This window comes from Amycolatopsis deserti (genome assembly GCF_014653945.1).
In the GTDB taxonomy this organism is placed as follows: Bacteria; Actinomycetota; Actinomycetes; order Mycobacteriales; family Pseudonocardiaceae; genus Amycolatopsis_E; species Amycolatopsis_E deserti.
On the sequence record NZ_BNAU01000010.1, the window covers coordinates 15,206 to 30,714 of the forward strand.

The following is a 15,509-nucleotide window of genomic DNA, read 5'->3' on the forward strand; positions in this document are numbered from 1 at the left end:
GACCACTGGCACAACTCCTGGTGGAAGGGATCATCGAGATGACATCGCGCGACACCGCCTGGCCCGAGGGCACGCCGGCCTGGGTCGACCTGATGGTGGCCGATCCGAAGCGGGCGGCCGCGTTCTACGGGGCGCTGTTCGGATGGCGGTTCGCCGACCAGGGCGAGGAGTACGGGCACTACGCGATCGCGACGATCGAGGGCAGAGCCGTGGCCGCGATCGGGCCGCAGCCACCGCCGGTCGACGGCCAGGGCGCGGCGTGGACGACGTACCTGGCGGTCGCCGACGCCGACAAGACGGCCGCGAAGATCAGCGAGGCGGGCGGGCAGGTGCTGCTGCCACCCGGCGACGTCGGCGAGTCGGGCCGGATGGCGATCGCGGCCGACCCCACGGGCGCGGCGTTCGGCCTGTGACAGGCGAAGGACCACATCGGCGCCGGAATCGCGAACGTGCCCGGCGCACTGGTGTGGAACGAGTGCCTGACGCGCGACTTCGAGACGGCGAAAGCGTTTTACGGCCAGGTGTTCGGGTACCGGTTCGACGACCTGTCGAGCGACGGTTTCGTCTACGCGGGACTTTCCCTGGACGACCACACGGTCGGCGGCCTGGGCCAACTCCCGGCGACGGTCCCCGGCACGGTGCCGCCGCACTGGTCTGTCTACTTCGGAGTGGAGGACACCGACGCGGCGGTCGCGAAGGTGGAGTCCCTGGGCGGCCGCCGCCTGAGAGACCCGCGGGACTCACCGTACGGCCGGATGGCCCAGGTCGCCGACGACCAGGGCGTGCCGTTCACGCTGAACTCCGTGGAGCCGGCAGCCTGACCGGACGGTCCGAGGGAGAGGGGGTTCCGGCAGGCAGGTCCGGGGAGCGGCGAAAGCTGGTCCGGCCGCCACGGCGCGCTACCGCGCCGGCACGGCAGCGCGGGTTGTGCTGGTGCGGCCGAACGGATGGCGCCGGTGGGGCCGAGCGGTGCCGGTCCGGCTGAGCGGGTTGTGCCGGTGGGCTCGAGCGGCTGCGCCGACGCGGTCAAGTTACCTCTGCCGGTGCGCCCGAGCGCTGAGGATCCGCAGCGCTCGGCCGCATCGCCAGGTGCGGTTGGACCGTCTTGAGCTCGGGCCGAGTGGAACCGCATTGCCGATGCTTCCACGGCGGCCGCGGGCAGCGACCGCAGGGAAACCACCCACGCGGATGCCGGCGAAAGGGCGCCTGGCTTCTCCGCGCCGCCATGCGGCGGGGAAGCTGCCTCCCCGGCGCAGTCCTGCAGCTAGGCGCGAAGCGCGGCCCTGGACACCACGGACGCGGAGGGGAACCCCTCCCGCCGCAAAAGCGGCCAAGACGAAGCGCGCTTTCCCCGCACCTCCAAAACCAGGCGCGGGGAAGCGCGCCGCGACCTCACTCCACCCAGTCGAAGGTTTTCGTCACCGCCTTCTTCCAGTTGTGGTACTGCGCCTCGCGGTGCTGGGCGTCCATCGACGGGGTCCATTCCTTGTCCTGGGCCCAGTTGTTGCGGATGTCGTCCTCACTGGCCCAGAAGCCCACGGCCAGGCCGGCCGCGTACGCCGCGCCCAGCGCCGTCGTCTCGGCCACCACCGGCCGGATCACCGGGACATCCAAGATGTCGGCCTGGAACTGCATCAACAGCTCGTTCACGACCATCCCGCCGTCGACCTTCAGCGACTTCAGCGGCACACCCGAATCGGCGTTCATGGCCTCGATCACCTCGCGCGTCTGGAACGCCGTCGCCTCCAGGACCGCCCGCGCGATGTGCCCCTTGTTCACGTACCGCGTCAACCCGGCGATCACGCCCCGCGCGTCCGACCGCCAGTGAGGAGCGAACAGACCCGAAAACGCCGGCACGAAGTACGCCCCACCGTTGTCCTCGACCGTGCGGGCCAGCTGCTCGATCTCCGCGGCATTGCTGATGATGCCGAGGTTGTCGCGCAGCCACTGCACCAGCGAACCGGTCACCGCGATGGAACCCTCCAGCGCGTAGACCGTCTCGTTGGACCCGATCTTGTAACAGACCGTCGTGAGGAGGCCGTTTTCGGACATCACCTTTTCCGTGCCCGTGTTCAGCAGCACGAAATTACCGGTGCCGTAGGTGTTCTTCGCCTCGCCGGGGGACAGGCACGCCTGCCCGAACGTCGCCGCCTGCTGGTCGCCGAGGATCCCGGCGATCGGCACGCCGGACAGCACCCCGCGCGGCCGCACCTTGCCGTACTCCTCGGACGACGAACGGATCTCCGGCAGCATGGACATCGGGATGCCCATGTCGCCCGCGATCTCGGCGTCCCAGCTGAGCGTCTCCAGGTCCATCAGCAGGGTGCGCGACGCGTTCGTCGGGTCGGTGATGTGCACCCCGCCGTCCGGGCCGCCGGTCATGTTCCACACGGTCCAGGTGTCCATGTTGCCGAACACCAGATCGCCGGCCTCGGCGCGTTCCCGCGCGCCCTCCACGTTGTCGAGGATCCACTTGACCTTCGGCCCGGAGAAATACGTGGCCAGCGGCAGGCCCGTCTTCGGGCGGTACCGCTCCTGCCCGCCGCCGAGCTCGCCGAGCTGGTCGACGATCCGGTCGGTGCGGGTGTCCTGCCAGACGATCGCGTTGTAGACCGGCTTGCCCGTCTTCCGGTCCCACACCAGCGCCGTCTCGCGCTGGTTCGTGACGCCGACCGCGGCGATGTCCCCGGCTTGCAGGTCGGCCTTGGCGAGCGCGCCCGCGGTCACCGCGCGCGTGTTCTCCCAGATCTCCTCGGCGTTGTGCTCGACCCACCCGGCCTGCGGGAAGATCTGCTCGTGCTCCCGCTGGTCGACGGCGACCACGCGGCCAGAATGGTCGAAGATCATCGCCCGCGTCGATGTGGTGCCCTGGTCGATGGCGGCGACATATGAGGCCATGGGACTCCTCCCGTTGATTTGCCTGCCTGTGGGCTATTCGGATCGCTGCACCTGCCGCCCGGACCGGGTCTGGTCCGACTCGGGCAGGACGTCCCCCTCGGCCCGGGCGCCGGCCTCGCCGTCGGCGGAGCCGGGAACCCGGCCGGGTGGCGGCGTCGGCTCGGCACCCGGCGCCGGCCGGACGGCCAGCACGCTGCCGATGAAGAAGTCGTAGACCAGCACACCGACCACACCGCCGACGAGCGGTCCCACGATCGGGATCCACCAGTACGAGCTGAACCAGTCCCCGTTGCCCGGGAAGGCCGCCTTCCCCCACCCGGCGACGAACGCCAGCAGCCTGGGCCCGAGGTCGCGGGCCGGGTTGATCGCGTACCCGGCGTTCGTCCCGTAGGTGAGGCCGATCGCGACCACGACCAGGCCGACAACGAACGGGGCGAGGTTGGCCGACGGTGGCTGGTTGCGGGCGTCGATGATCGCCGCGATGATGGCGACCAGGATGGCCGTTCCGACGATCTGGTCGACCAGCGGCCCCCACACCCCGTCGCCGAAGTACTTCGCGGGGAACGTCGCGAAGATCGAGAACGTGCCCACCGAACCGTTCCGGCCCGTGGGCGGGTTCTGCGACGCGAGGAACGCGTCGATCGCGTTGTGGTACACCGCCAGGACCAGTGCCGCGCCGGCGAACGCGCCGACCACCTGGGCCACCCAGTAGGGCAGGACCTTCGCCCAGGGGAACTTGCGGCGGACCGCCCACGCCAGGGTCACCGCCGGATTGATGTGGGCCCCGCTGACCCCGCCCGCCACGTAGACGGCGAAGACCACCGCGAGACCCCAGCCCCACGCGATGATCAACCAGTTGGCGGGCCCGAAGTCGGCCGTTTGCCGGCCCGAGCCCGGCAGGCCGACCACGGCCACGGCCACGGATCCGCAACCGAGGATGATGAGGATCGCGGTGCCGAGGAACTCGGCCAGTAGTTCACCCGCCGTGGTCTGCCGCATCCTCGTCCAGGGACTGGCTGTCCGGTCGGTCATGACACACCTCCCAATGCGAGACGACGTTGTCCCGAACGTCACATGGTGCTCGCCCGCCGACCGGACGACAAGCGCTTGCGCGGTGAGGACGTGCGGAAACGTGTCATGCTGGGTGGGTGCAGCGGACGTTCACCAGGGAGGGGAACCGCAGTGACTGAGGCGAAGCTGGGGCCGGAGGCGAGGGAGGAGACCTGGCGGCGGCTCGGCGCGGAGACGTTCGACCTCGTGGTGATCGGCGGCGGTGTGGTCGGCGCCGGCACCGCGCTCGACGCGGCCACGCGCGGCCTGCGGGTCGCCCTGGTCGAGGCTCGTGACCTGGCGTCCGGCACGTCGAGCCGGTCCAGCAAGCTGTTCCACGGCGGCCTGCGGTACCTCGAACAGCTGGAGTTCGGTCTCGTCCGCGAGGCCCTGCGCGAGCGCGAGCTGATGCTCACCCGCATCGCGCCCCACCTCGTGAAGCCGGTCAGCTTCCTGTACCCGCTGCAGCACCGCCTCTGGGAGCGGCCGTACACCGCGGCCGGGCTGTTCCTGTACGACACGATGGGCGGGGCGCGGTCGGTGCCGGGGCAGAAGCACCTCACCCGGGCGGGGGCGCTGCGGCTGGTCCCCGCGCTCAAACGCGATGCCCTGATCGGGGGAATCCGGTACTACGACTCGCAGGCCGACGACGCCCGCCACACGATGACCGTCGCCCGCACGGCGGCGCACTACGGCGCGGTGGTGCGGACCAGCACCCAGGTCGTCGGTTTCCTGCGCGAGGCCGACCGGATTTCCGGCGTGCGGGTGCGTGACGTCGAGGACGGGCGCGAGACCGAGGTGCACGCCAACGCGGTCATCAACTGCACCGGCGTGTGGACCGACGAGCTGCAGCGCCTGTCCGGCAGCCGCGGCCGGTTCCGGGTGCGCTCCAGCAAGGGTGTGCACATCGTGGTGCCGCGCGACCGGATCGTGTCGGAGTCCGGCCTGATCCTGCGCACCGAGAAGTCCGTGTTGTTCGTGATCCCGTGGCGCAACCACTGGATCGTCGGCACCACCGACACCGACTGGAACCTCGACCTAGCCCACCCCGCGGCCACGAAGAACGACATCGACTACATCCTCGAGCACGTCAACGCGGTGCTGGCGACGCCGCTGACGCACGACGACATCGAGGGCGTGTACGCCGGGTTGCGCCCGCTGCTGGCCGGGGAGAGCGAGGAGACCTCGAAGCTGTCGCGGGAGCACGCGGTGGCGCGGGTGGCGCCGGGTCTCGTCGCGATCGCCGGCGGCAAGTACACGACCTACCGCGTGATGGCCGCCGACGCGGTCGACGCGGCCGCGCCCGACCTGCCCGGGCGGTTGCAGCCGTCCATCACGGACAAGGTGCCGTTGCTCGGCGCCGACGGCTACCACGCGCTGGTCAACCAGGCCGATCACCTCGCCGCGCAACACGGCCTGCACCCGTACCGGGTCCGGCACCTGCTCGACCGGTACGGCTCGCTCGTGCACGAGGTGCTGGCGCTCGGCGATGGCAAGCCGGAGCTGCTGCGGCCCATCGAGCACGCGCCGGACTACCTCGGGGTGGAGGCGGTGTACGCGGCGAGCCACGAGGGCGCGCTGCACCTGGAGGACGTCCTCGCGCGGCGGACCCGCATTTCGATCGAGTACCCGCACCGCGGGGTGGACTGCGCCGAGGCCGTGGCGCGGATGGTGGCGGACGTGTTGGGCTGGTCGGAGGAGACGGTCCGGCACGAGGTCGAGGTGTACACCGCGAGGGTGGCCGCGGAGCGGGACTCGCAGACACAACCGAGCGACGAGGCAGCCCACGAGCGGCGGTCCAGCGCACCGGAGGCCCGCGCGCGGCTGACCGCCCCGGTGGGGTGATCCCGCCGGGATCACCGGAGGGGCCGGCTGAGTTCGGTGGGTGGGCGGAGTTCACCGGATGGGCGGCCCGGGTGGCACGGCCTGGCCTCCGTAGGAGGTCCTTGGCGCCGGGAGGGCGCGACTGCGCATCCGGGCGCGGGCGCTCGCGGGAGGGCCTGCCGCTCGGCATGATCGCCCGGTCGCTGCCTGGGCCCGGCCGCGGCGACCGCGGCGGCGGAGGGCCGCCGACGGCGGCACGGGGACGCCGTCGGGCGGTGGCCGTGGCGCGGGGAGGCCGCCGCGTGTTGGCCGTCGCGTGGAAGCGCTCGCGCTCAGGCCTCGCCGGCTCGGTTGGCTGCTGCGAAGCTTCCCGTGCCCGTCGCGCGCTCGTGGAGGACCACCGTGTCTCCGGCGAGCAGCGCTTTGCACGTCAACCGGTTGCCGATCGGGTGGGACAGGGGCGCTATCAACAGCACCTGCTGCGGCCCGGCGGGGTTCGGCTGCGTCGTGCGGGCCATTTCCTCGTACACGTCCCGGTAGCAGACCAGGTTCGTGCCGTCACCGGAGAACATCGTCTCGATCGAGCGCGGCAGCGCGGTGTCCTCGTCCCGGCGTGCGGCGCGCGCCACGCGGGACGTCACCAGCGGGCCATCCGGCTCCGTGGTCAGCACGTGGTCGACCTCGAGCAGCTCCAGCAAATCGGTGCGGCCCTCGTCCACGTGCACCACCCGAGCGCCGAGCAACTGGGAGGCGAACTGCAGGAGAATTGTTTCCGGCGTGTTTCCGCCGGTAATTGCGACCAGCTGCCCGGGGACAATCCCCTCGGATTTCAGTGTCGCATGCAGCCGCCGTAATGTGTCGAAGGTCTCCCGATACGTCATCGACCGGCCACGATGGGCGAATGCGATCTGGTCGCCGCCATCTAACAGCACGTCGAGGATGCGGGTCAGAAAGACGCTGGACTCGCCCACGTTCCCCCCGTTCAGCGCTGAATCGGAATCTGAATCCAGATCACCACAACACCCCGCGGCTGGCGAGGAATTGTGTCAGCCGGCACAAGAGGACTGGGCCACATCCGCCTACGGGCGCCGGACCGCCAGCCCCAGGGCACGCGCCGCGAACCGGGCCACCGCGTCCGCGGCCGCCTGTTCGGCGAGGCCGTCCGCGGGAGAGGTCCAGACCTCGATCGTGCCGTCGGTGCCCGAGCACGACCTCGCCCAGCAACGCGCCGCTCCTGGGCTCGGCGATCACCCACGAGTAGCTCTCGTCCCGCGCCCACTCGCGCGCTCGCCGCGCCGCGTACCGGCCCGGCGCGGTCACCCCGGCCGCCGCCAGCGCCGGCAGGTCGCCGGCCCGCAGCTGCCGCAGGTGGCACCGGCCCGCGTCGATCTCCACCGGCTCCATCAGCGCCGCCAGGTCAGGACCACCGCGACCGCGACCGGGACCAGGAACACCAGCCACATCCCGCGGGTCAGCACGAACACCGCCACCGCCGCGATCACCAGCAGCGGCAGGAGGCCGAGGCCGGCCTTCCGCGCCGGAGCCCGGGACGGCGCCGGCCGGTCGAGCACCCGCGGCCGGGGCTCGGGCAGGTCGGCGAACAACGGCACCAGATCGGACCGGGTCCGCGCCGCCGCGGCCTGCGCCGACCGCCGCCCGAACTCGTCGATGTCCAGCCGCCCCGTGCGGACGTGCTCGGACAGGGCGTCCAAGGCCTGCGTGCGCTCGGCGTCGGAGAGCCGCAGCTCCGGCTGGTCGCTCACCGTCGCCGGTCCCGCCGATCGTGGCGCCGCTCGTAGGCGCCGTGCCGGTCCCGCTCCCAGTCCTTGCCCCAGAACGCGCTGCCCGCGGCGGTGAACACGAACGGCAGCGCGAACCACCACCAGCCGCCGACGGTGATGAACAGCGCCACCGCCGCGACCCACAGGAACGGCACGGCCGCTGCCGCGACGCGTTGCGGCAGCGGCCGGTCGGACCACTGTTGCGGCGCGCCGTCCGGCTTCTTCGCCACGGCGGCCTTCGGCTGCTCGAACACCGGATGCGGCTCGGGCAGGTCGGCGAACAGTTCGGCGAGGTCCCGCCGCGTGCGGGCGGCGGTGACCTTCGCCGAACGCTCGCCGTACTCGTCGAGGTCCAGCCGCCCCGCGCTCAGGTGCTCACCGAGAGCCTTGAGCGCGGACTCCCGGTCGTTGTCGCCGATGCGCAGATCGGGCGAGGGAACCTCGGTCACACCGTCAGGTTAGTCCTTGATTTCGAGCAGGGAAGCGCCTTGCGTGACCGCGGCGCCGACCTCGACGGAAAGTCCGGTCACGGTGCCCGCCTTGTGCGCGGTGACCGGGTTCTCCATCTTCATCGCCTCGAGCACGACGAGCAGATCGCCGGCCTCGACCTGCTGGCCGTCCTCGACCGCGACCTTGACGATCGTGCCCTGCATCGGCGCGGCCACGGTGTCCCCGCTCGCCGCGGCCTTGGTGCCGCCGCCCCGCTTTCGCGGCTTGGCCTTCGCGCCACCGCCGTTGCCCTTGCCGCCACCGCTCGCCAGCGCCAGGTCGCCGGGCAGCGAGACCTCCAGGCGACGGCCGCCGACCTCGACGACCACCGTCTGACGCGGCTCGCCCTCTTCGTCGGCCTCGGCGGCCGCGGTGAACGGCTCGATCTGGTTGTCGAACTCGGTCTCGATCCAGCGGGTGTGCACGGAGAAGCCGTCCTCGTCGCCGACGAACGCCGGGTCGCGCACGATGACGCGGTGGAACGGCAGGACCGTGGCCATGCCCTCGACGACCATCTCGTCCAGCGCGCGGCGGCTGCGCTCCAGCGCGTTCTGCCGGTCGGTGCCGGTGACGATCACCTTGGCGAGCATCGAGTCGAACTGGCCGCCGATGACGCTGCCGGTGACCACGCCGGAGTCGACGCGCACGCCCGGGCCCTCGGGGAAGACCAGCTTGGTGACGGTGCCCGGCGCGGGCAGGAAGTTGCGCCCGGCGTCCTCACCGTTGATGCGGAACTCGATGGAGTGGCCGCGCGGCTCCGGGTCTTCGGTGAACCGCAGCTTCTCGCCCTGGGCGATGCGGAACATCTCGCGCACCAGGTCGACGCCCGCGGTCTCCTCCGACACCGGGTGCTCCACCTGCAGGCGGGTGTTGACCTCCAGGAACGAGATCGTCCCGTCCAGGCCGACCAGGTATTCGACCGTGCCGGCGCCGGAGTAGCCGGCCTCCTTGCAGATCGCCTTGGCCGACTCGTGGATCGTGCGGCGCTGCTCGTCGGTCAGGAACGGCGCGGGCGCCTCCTCGACGAGCTTCTGGTGGCGGCGCTGCAGCGAGCAGTCGCGGGTGCCGACGACCACGACGTTGCCGTGCAGGTCGGCCAGCACCTGGGCCTCGACGTGCCGCGGCTTGTCCAGGTAGCGCTCGACGAAGCACTCGCCCCGGCCGAACGCGGCGATCGCCTCGCGGGTGGCCGACTCGAACAGCTCCGGGATCTCCTCCTTGGTGCGGGCGACCTTGAGGCCGCGGCCGCCACCACCGAAGGCCGCCTTGATCGCGACGGGCAGGCCGTGCTCGTCGGCGAAGGCGATGATTTCCTCGGCGTTCGACACCGGGTCCTTGGTGCCCGGGACCAGGGGGGCACCGGCCTTGAGCGCGATGTGCCGCGCGGTGACCTTGTCACCGAGGTCGCGGATCGCCTGCGGGCTCGGCCCGATCCAGGTCAGGCCCGCATCGATGACTGCCTGCGCGAAATCGGCGTTCTCGGAGAGGAAGCCGTAGCCGGGGTGGACTGAGTCGGCGCCGGACCGCTTGGCGACGTCGATCAGCTTGTCGATGACCAGGTAGCTCTCCGCCGCCGTGGTGCCGCCGAGGGCGAACGCCTCGTCGGCGAGCTGGACGTGCGGCGCGTCCCGGTCGGGCTCGGCGTACACCGCGACACTCGCGAGCCCGGCGTCCTTGGCCGCTCTGATGACGCGGACCGCGATTTCGCCCCGGTTGGCGACGAGGATCTTCGTCACCGGTCCGCCCTGGGTCGCGCTGGCCTGCTCGGGCACGCCCTTACCTCCATCTGGTCCTTCACGCAATCCCCCCGGAGCGTCGCGCGGCGCTTCCGCGGGCCTTTCCCGGAGTTTACGGCGGAGTAGTCGTGCTGCGGTGAGACCCGGCTCACGCTTACCCTGAAGGAGAAAGGGGTGGGCACGTGGGCAGGGGACGCGCGCCTCGGTCGGTGGTCGCGACCGCGGTGGTGGCCGCCGTCGTGGCGTTGTCCGCCCTGGTGACCGTGCGGTTGCTGCGCGAGGACGGGACGAGCGCGCAGGGTCCGGTCGGCGGTGCCGGGAGCAGCGCGGTGACCGCCGGCGCGGACTGCGGTGAGGGGCCGTGCCAGGTGGTGGCGCGGGCGACCGTGGACGGCAAGCCGGTCGAGCTGCTCGCCGACGCCCAGGGCGGGAACGGGCGGTTCCAAGCCGGCGCCAACGTGCTCGAGCTGACGGTGACCGCGCTGGGCGGACGGCTCGATGCGAACTCGCTGTCCTGCGTGGGCGGCGCGGTGTCGGCGTGCCTGGTGCACGCGCGGCAGGAGGGCGCCGCGATCGCCCAGCTGCTCGTCGACCGCGCCGGCACCTGGCGCTCGGTCGACAAGCCCTACTACTCCAGCGGCGGGGTCGTGCGGCTGGACGACGTCACCGGGGACACCGCGCCGGAGGTGGTGGTCGTGCAGACCTCGCCGGTGCTGGCGCGGGTGTTCGCCCTGGACGGCAGCGCGCTGGGCTGCACCCGGCGCTACACCTCGGTCAGCCAACTGCGTGGCTGGCCCGAGGTGCAGCTCAACTCCAGTGATCTCCGGGCTTGTACCTAGGCGCGAACCGGCTGCGGGGCGTCCAGCAGCGGCGCCGTGGTGGGCGAGTGCAGGACCTCGTCGTCCAGGAGGCCCTCCGTGCGGGCGATCCAGGTCGGGATCGCGATCTGGCCCGCCACGTTCGTCGCGGTGCGCATCATGTCCAGGATCGGGTCGATGCCGTAGATCACCGCGATGCCGGTGGCGATCACCTCGGGCGGCAGGTTCAGCGTGCTCAGCGTCAGCGTGAGCATGGTGAACCAGCCGGTCACCCCGGCGGTGGCGATCGCGCCGAACACCGCGACCACGACGATCAGCACGTAGTCCGCGAAGCTCAGCGAGATGCCGAACAGGTTCGCGATGAAGATCGTGGCCACCGCGGGGTACACCGCGGCGCAACCGTCCATCTTGGTCGTCGTGCCGAGCGGCACCGCGAAGCTCGCGTAGCCGGGGTCGACGCCCAGGTTCACCGCGGTCTGCCGGCTCAGCGGCAGCGTGGCACCGGAGGAACGGGACACGAACGCGAACTGCAGCGCCGTCCACGCCTTGCGGAAGAACAGCGCCGGGCTCACCTTGCCGACGAACCGCAGCAGCAGCGGGTACACCACGAACAGCACCAGCAGCGTGCCCGCGTAGACCGCGACGATCAGCGACAGCAGCGGCCGCACGAACTGGTCGCCGTAGGTGGCGAAGGCGTGGCCGATCAGGCCGAGCACACCCAGCGGCGCGAGCCGGATGATCCAGCCCAGCACCTTCTGCACGATGTCGAACACCGCGCGGTTGAAGTTCACGAACGGCTCGGCGCGGTCGCCCAGCGCGTACGCGGCCAGGCCGACGGCCAGCGACACGAGCACGACCTGCAGGATCTCGCCGTCGGCGAAGGCCTCGAACAGGTTGCTCGGCACCAGGTTGTTGATCAGGTCCAGCCACGAGCCCTGGTCGCGCGAGGCGAGCTTCTCCACCGTGGACTGCTGCGGCTGCAGCGAGACGCCGGTGCCCGGGTTCACGATCTTGCCGATGGCGATGCCGATGAGCACCGCGATCAGCGAGGTCGTGGCGAACCACAGCACGGTCTTGCCGCCGAGGCGGGCCGCGGTGCGCGCGCCACCGAGGCCGCGCAGGCTCACGATGCCCAGCACGATGGCGGTGAAGACCAGCGGCAGGACGGTGACCTGCAGCAGGTTCGTGAAGATCGACCCGATCGTGTCGAGGGTCGTGACGAGCCAGTCCTGGCCGGTCTGCTTCGCGAGGACGCCCAGCAGGGCGCCCACGACGAGGGCGACGACCACGATGAGGCCGAAGACCTTGGGTTTGGTGTAGGTCCGTAACAGGGACACGGGCTCGCTCCGGGGCGTGAAAGTCACTGGTTGTGCCGCGTGTGGTCAACACGTGGCGTCACCGGACTCTTCCCCATGACCCGTTCGTGTGGGCGACTTCTCAGGATGTGGGAGCCCAGAGGTCGGTCACGCCGACCCCGACCTCCGCCAGCAGCCGCCGGGTCAGCGGCAGGCTGATCCCGATCACGCTCGACGGGTCGCCGTCGATGCCCTCGACGAACCAGCCGCCCAGCCCGTCGAGCGTGAACGCGCCGGCGACCCCCAGCGGCTCGCCGGTGGCGACGTAGGCGTCGATCTCGGCCTGCGACGGCGTGGCGAACCGCACCCGGGTGGTCTGCGTGCCGACGGCCTGCCGGACCTTCTCGCCGCCCTCGACCACCAGCACCGCGTGCCCGGTCAGCAGGTCGCCGGCGCCACCGGCCATCTGCGCCCACCGCTTGCGCGCGGTCTCCGCGTCGCCGGGCTTGCCGAGCATCTCGCCGTTGAACGACAGCATCGAGTCGCAACCGACGACCACCGCGTCCGCGTGCGTGCGGGCGACCTCCGCCAGCACGGCTTCGGCCTTGGCGAGCGCGAGCGCGGTGACGAGCTCCTCGCGGGACGGGTCGGTCAGGGCCGCGGCCACGGCGTCCTCGTCGACGCCGGAGACCACGACACTCGGCTCGATACCGGCGGCCCGCAGCACCGCGAGCCGCGCCGGGGACTGGGAAGCCAGAACAAAACGCACGTCGGGAGAGTAGCCGTCAGGCGCGCGTCGCGGCTGGGGTGGGCGTTTCGCGTGGGGCCGGGCGGCGCATGGCGGCCGCCGCGATGATTCCGAGCAGCAGCACCGCCACCGGCAGCAGCATCGTCTCGCGGGCGGCGTCGGTGAGGGCCCGCGGCGCGTTCCCGCCGCTGCTCGCCATGCCCGCGCTGATCCGGGCCTGCAGCAGCACCCCGGTGGCCGCGCTGCCGAACACCCCGCCGACCTGGCGGGCCGTGTTGAAGATGCCCGACGCGGTCCCCGCCAGCCGCGGCTCGACCGAGCTCATCGTCGCGTTGCTCATCGGCGCGAACACCGAACCGGTGCCCACCCCGCACAGCAGCAGGCCGGGGAAGGTGACCCACCAGGTGCTCGTCTCCCGCGCCATCAGCGCGATGAGCCCGAGCCCCGCGGCGAGCGCGAGGATCCCGAAGATCACCAGGTACCTCGGGTCGGTCCGATCGGACAGGCGGCCGATGAACGGCGCGATCACGCCGGACAGCAACGACATCGGCGCGGTGACCAGCCCGGCCTCGGTCGGTGAGAGCAGCAGCACGTCCTGCACGTAGATCACCAGCGGCAGGAACATCGAGGTCATCGTGAAGCCGATGGTGACCGCCGTCAGCGTGCCCGCGGAGAAGTTGCGGTTGGCGAACACCCGCAGCGGCAGCAGCGGCTCGCGGCGGTTGCGGCGCTGCCACACCACGAACCCGGCCAGCAGCAGCACCCCGGCGCCGATCACCTCGACGACGTTGACCGGCCCGGCGACCGTGCCCCAGTGGTAGTGCTGCCCGTTCTGCAGCCCGAAGACCAGCAGCGCCATCCCGGCGACGGACAGCAGGATGCCCGGGATGTCGAACGAGTGCGAGTTCCGCGGCTGCCAGTCCGGCACCAGCACCACCGCCAGGATCAGGCCGACCACGCCGACCGGCACGTTGACGAAGAAGATCCACTCCCAGCCCAGGTGGTCCACCAGCACCCCGCCGAGCAGCGGGCCGGTGATCGTGGCGAGCCCGGCGACCCCGCCCCACAGGCCCATCGCCGGGCCGCGCTTGGCGGGCGGGAACAGGTGCGTGATGAACGCCAGGGTCTGCGGCGTCATCAGCGCGGCGCCCAGACCCTGCACGGCGCGGGCGGCGATCAGCATCTCCGCGGTGCCGGCCAGCCCGCACCACAGGGACGCGAGCGTGAACACCGCGAGCCCGGCGAGGTACAGGCGCTTCGGGCCGAACCGGTCACCGAGCCTGCTGGTGAACAGCATCGGCACCGCGTAGGTGAGCAGGTAGACGCTCATCACCCAGACGATGGCGTTCAGGTCGGTCGCGAGCCCCCGCACCATCGACGGGATCGCGATGGACACGATCGTGGTGTCCAGCAGGATCATGAAGAACCCGATGCACAGCGCGACCAGCGCTGCCCACGGGTTAGCTCGCTCGGTCATCAGGTCTGTCCTCAGTGGATCCGGTGGGGACGGGGGAGAGCCGCTCCGGGCGGCAGTCGCGGGCCGTCCAGTCGAGGCGGCCGCTGGTGATGTCGTCGACCAGCTGCCGGGTCCACTCCAGCTCGAAGCGGACCTGCGCGGTGGTGTAGCGCCAGTCGACCCAGTAGATCCCGGGCAACTCCTCGGCCAGCCGGCGCGTGATGACCTCCTGCGACGCGGCCTTGGCCTCGAGTTGCAGCAGGCGCATCCGCAGCTGCTCCAGCGCGGTCTCGCGGCCGAGGTCGTCCATCGCGCCGAGGCCGCTCAGGAACTCGGGGTGCTCGTTGGCGAGCGTGCCCAGCATCGTCTTGGCGCGGTCGACGAACGCGTCCCGGCCCTGCTCGGTCAGCGCGTAGACCGTGCGTTCCGGGCGGCGGCCCTCGCGCTGGGTCTCGACGATCTGGATGTGTCCGGCGGCCAGCAGGCGGTCGACCGTGTGGTAGAGCGATCCGGGCTTGACCGGGACGCGGTGGTCCAGGTGCCGGTCCCGCATGAGCTGGGTCATCTCGTAGGGGTGCATCGGCCGTTCGTGCAGCAGTTCCAGGACGGCCATGGCCAGCGGGGTGAGCTTGGCGGCGGGCAATCTTCACTCCAGTCCGTTTATTCCACATGGACTATACGGCGCGGACCAAGCGCGTGGCAACCGGGATCAGAGGGCGGCTTCGTCCCGGACAGCGGCGATGTGGTTGCCGATCAGGGTGTGCAGGGCGTCGGTGTCACCGGCTTCGAGCAGGTCGCAGATGCGCTCGTGCTCGGTGAGGATGATCGGCGGGCGGACTGTGTTGTCGCGCAGTGCGGTGTTGACCATCCGCAGCTGGCGGTCGCGCAGGCCGGAGTAGAACTCGGCCAGCAGGGCGTTGCCCGCGGCCTCCACGAGAGTGGCGTGGAACTCCCGGTCGAGCTGGGTGAACCGGGCGGTGTGCTCGGGCATGGACACCGCGCGCTGCTCGTCGAGGACCGCGCGCATCTTGGCGGCGACCTCGGGGTGCGTGCCCGCGGCGATGATCTTCGCGGCCGCGTGCCGCTCCAGGAAGATCCGCGCCTCGGCGATGTCGTGCACCTCGTTCGGCGACACCGGGACGACCAGCGCGCCGCGTTTCGGGTAGAGGCGGAGCAAGCCCTCGGCGGACAGGCGGAGGAACGCCTCGCGGACCGGGGTGCGGGACAGCTCCAGCGCCTCGGCGACCTCGCCCTCGCTGATCAGCCGCCCGCCCTCGAGGCGGCCGTCCAGGATGCGGTCCTTGGTCCACTGGTAGGCCCGGTCCCCGGCCGCCTGTGAGCGGTCCCTCGTTGACATGGCCGCATCGTAGCCACGACGCTGATAGATACAAGATAGATGCAACAGGAGGTGATC

General features: G+C 71.3%; 13 protein-coding genes and 1 pseudogene. 3 read left to right on the plus strand and 11 right to left on the minus strand.

The features are described 5' to 3' along the window. The first annotated feature begins 38 nt into the window (after positions 1-38). A pseudogene (locus tag IE290_RS32455) lies at positions 39-821 on the plus strand (VOC family protein). Positions 822-1,392: 571 nt separating this feature from the next. On the opposite strand, the gene glpK reads toward IE290_RS32455, so the two are convergent. Together glpK and IE290_RS32465 are read right to left on the minus strand one after the other, a co-directional pair. Beyond that, positions 1,393-2,898, minus strand: coding sequence for a glycerol kinase GlpK (gene glpK, locus IE290_RS32460; RefSeq protein ID WP_191248562.1), 1,506 nt, complete (start codon positions 2,896-2,898; stop codon positions 1,393-1,395). A 33-nt stretch (positions 2,899-2,931) separates the two neighbouring features. After that, positions 2,932-3,930 carry an MIP/aquaporin family protein gene (locus tag IE290_RS32465; RefSeq protein WP_229874849.1) on the minus strand — a complete coding sequence of 333 codons (999 nt, stop codon included), beginning with the start codon at positions 3,928-3,930 and terminating at the stop codon, positions 2,932-2,934. A 105-nt stretch (positions 3,931-4,035) separates the two neighbouring features. On the opposite strand from IE290_RS32465, the gene IE290_RS32470 reads away from it, so the two are divergent. Continuing rightward, positions 4,036-5,793, plus strand: a complete 1,758-nt coding sequence (locus IE290_RS32470; protein WP_191248749.1) for a glycerol-3-phosphate dehydrogenase/oxidase — start codon at positions 4,036-4,038, stop codon at positions 5,791-5,793. A 311-nt stretch (positions 5,794-6,104) separates the two neighbouring features. Here the strand turns inward: IE290_RS32470 and IE290_RS32475 are convergent, their stop codons facing one another. The 4 genes from IE290_RS32475 to IE290_RS32490 form a co-directional block, all read right to left on the minus strand. Further along, positions 6,105-6,743, minus strand: a complete 639-nt coding sequence (locus IE290_RS32475) for an AMP-binding protein (RefSeq protein ID WP_191248563.1) — start codon at positions 6,741-6,743, stop codon at positions 6,105-6,107. A gap of 432 nt (positions 6,744-7,175) precedes the next feature. Next, on the minus strand, positions 7,176-7,535 hold the full coding sequence (locus IE290_RS32480) for a DUF1707 SHOCT-like domain-containing protein (RefSeq protein WP_191248564.1): 360 nt from the start codon (positions 7,533-7,535) through the stop codon (positions 7,176-7,178). Then, complete coding sequence (locus IE290_RS32485) at positions 7,532-8,002, minus strand: DUF1707 SHOCT-like domain-containing protein (RefSeq protein WP_191248565.1); 471 nt, start codon at positions 8,000-8,002, stop codon at positions 7,532-7,534. Before IE290_RS32485 ends, IE290_RS32480 begins: the two co-directional genes overlap by 4 nt. 9 nt (positions 8,003-8,011) lie before the next feature. Continuing rightward, positions 8,012-9,814 (minus strand): acetyl/propionyl/methylcrotonyl-CoA carboxylase subunit alpha, encoded by a 1,803-nt coding sequence (locus tag IE290_RS32490; RefSeq protein ID WP_191248566.1) that lies wholly within the window; start codon positions 9,812-9,814, stop codon positions 8,012-8,014. A 146-nt stretch (positions 9,815-9,960) separates the two neighbouring features. On the opposite strand from IE290_RS32490, the gene IE290_RS32495 reads away from it, so the two are divergent. Further along, complete coding sequence (locus IE290_RS32495; protein ID WP_229874850.1) at positions 9,961-10,617, plus strand: hypothetical protein; 657 nt, start codon at positions 9,961-9,963, stop codon at positions 10,615-10,617. Here IE290_RS32495 and IE290_RS32500 read toward each other — a convergent pair. The 5 genes from IE290_RS32500 to IE290_RS32520 form a co-directional block, all read right to left on the minus strand. Next, positions 10,614-11,933, minus strand: coding sequence for a dicarboxylate/amino acid:cation symporter (locus IE290_RS32500; protein WP_191248567.1), 1,320 nt, complete (start codon positions 11,931-11,933; stop codon positions 10,614-10,616). The two genes, IE290_RS32495 and IE290_RS32500, sit on opposite strands and share 4 nt — an antisense overlap. A 100-nt stretch (positions 11,934-12,033) precedes the next feature. Next, on the minus strand, positions 12,034-12,660 hold the full coding sequence (locus tag IE290_RS32505) for a Maf family protein (protein ID WP_191248568.1): 627 nt from the start codon (positions 12,658-12,660) through the stop codon (positions 12,034-12,036). 16 nt (positions 12,661-12,676) lie between these two features. Further along, a complete protein-coding gene (locus IE290_RS32510) occupies positions 12,677-14,116 on the minus strand; it encodes a DHA2 family efflux MFS transporter permease subunit (RefSeq protein ID WP_191248569.1) in 1,440 nt (479 codons plus the stop codon). Beyond that, on the minus strand, positions 14,100-14,708 hold the full coding sequence (locus IE290_RS32515) for a PadR family transcriptional regulator (RefSeq protein WP_191248751.1): 609 nt from the start codon (positions 14,706-14,708) through the stop codon (positions 14,100-14,102). The genes IE290_RS32510 and IE290_RS32515 overlap by 17 nt, the downstream gene beginning before the upstream one ends. A 96-nt stretch (positions 14,709-14,804) precedes the next feature. Then, on the minus strand, positions 14,805-15,452 hold the full coding sequence (locus IE290_RS32520; protein WP_191248570.1) for a GntR family transcriptional regulator: 648 nt from the start codon (positions 15,450-15,452) through the stop codon (positions 14,805-14,807). Positions 15,453-15,509: the final 57 nt, after the last annotated feature.

Bases quoted from the DNA above. Each gene is read 5' to 3' on its own strand.
- glpK (WP_191248562.1), bottom strand. From the start codon at position 2,898: ATGGCCTCATATGTCGCCGCCATCGACCAGGGCACCACATCGACGCGG.
- IE290_RS32465 (WP_229874849.1), bottom strand. From the start codon at position 3,930: ATGACCGACCGGACAGCCAGTCCCTGGACGAGGATGCGGCAGACCACG.
- IE290_RS32470 (WP_191248749.1), top strand. From the start codon at position 4,036: ATGCTGGGTGGGTGCAGCGGACGTTCACCAGGGAGGGGAACCGCAGTG.
- IE290_RS32510 (WP_191248569.1), bottom strand. From the start codon at position 14,116: ATGACCGAGCGAGCTAACCCGTGGGCAGCGCTGGTCGCGCTGTGCATC.
- IE290_RS32515 (WP_191248751.1), bottom strand. From the start codon at position 14,708: ATGGCCGTCCTGGAACTGCTGCACGAACGGCCGATGCACCCCTACGAG.
- IE290_RS32520 (WP_191248570.1), bottom strand. From the start codon at position 15,452: ATGTCAACGAGGGACCGCTCACAGGCGGCCGGGGACCGGGCCTACCAG.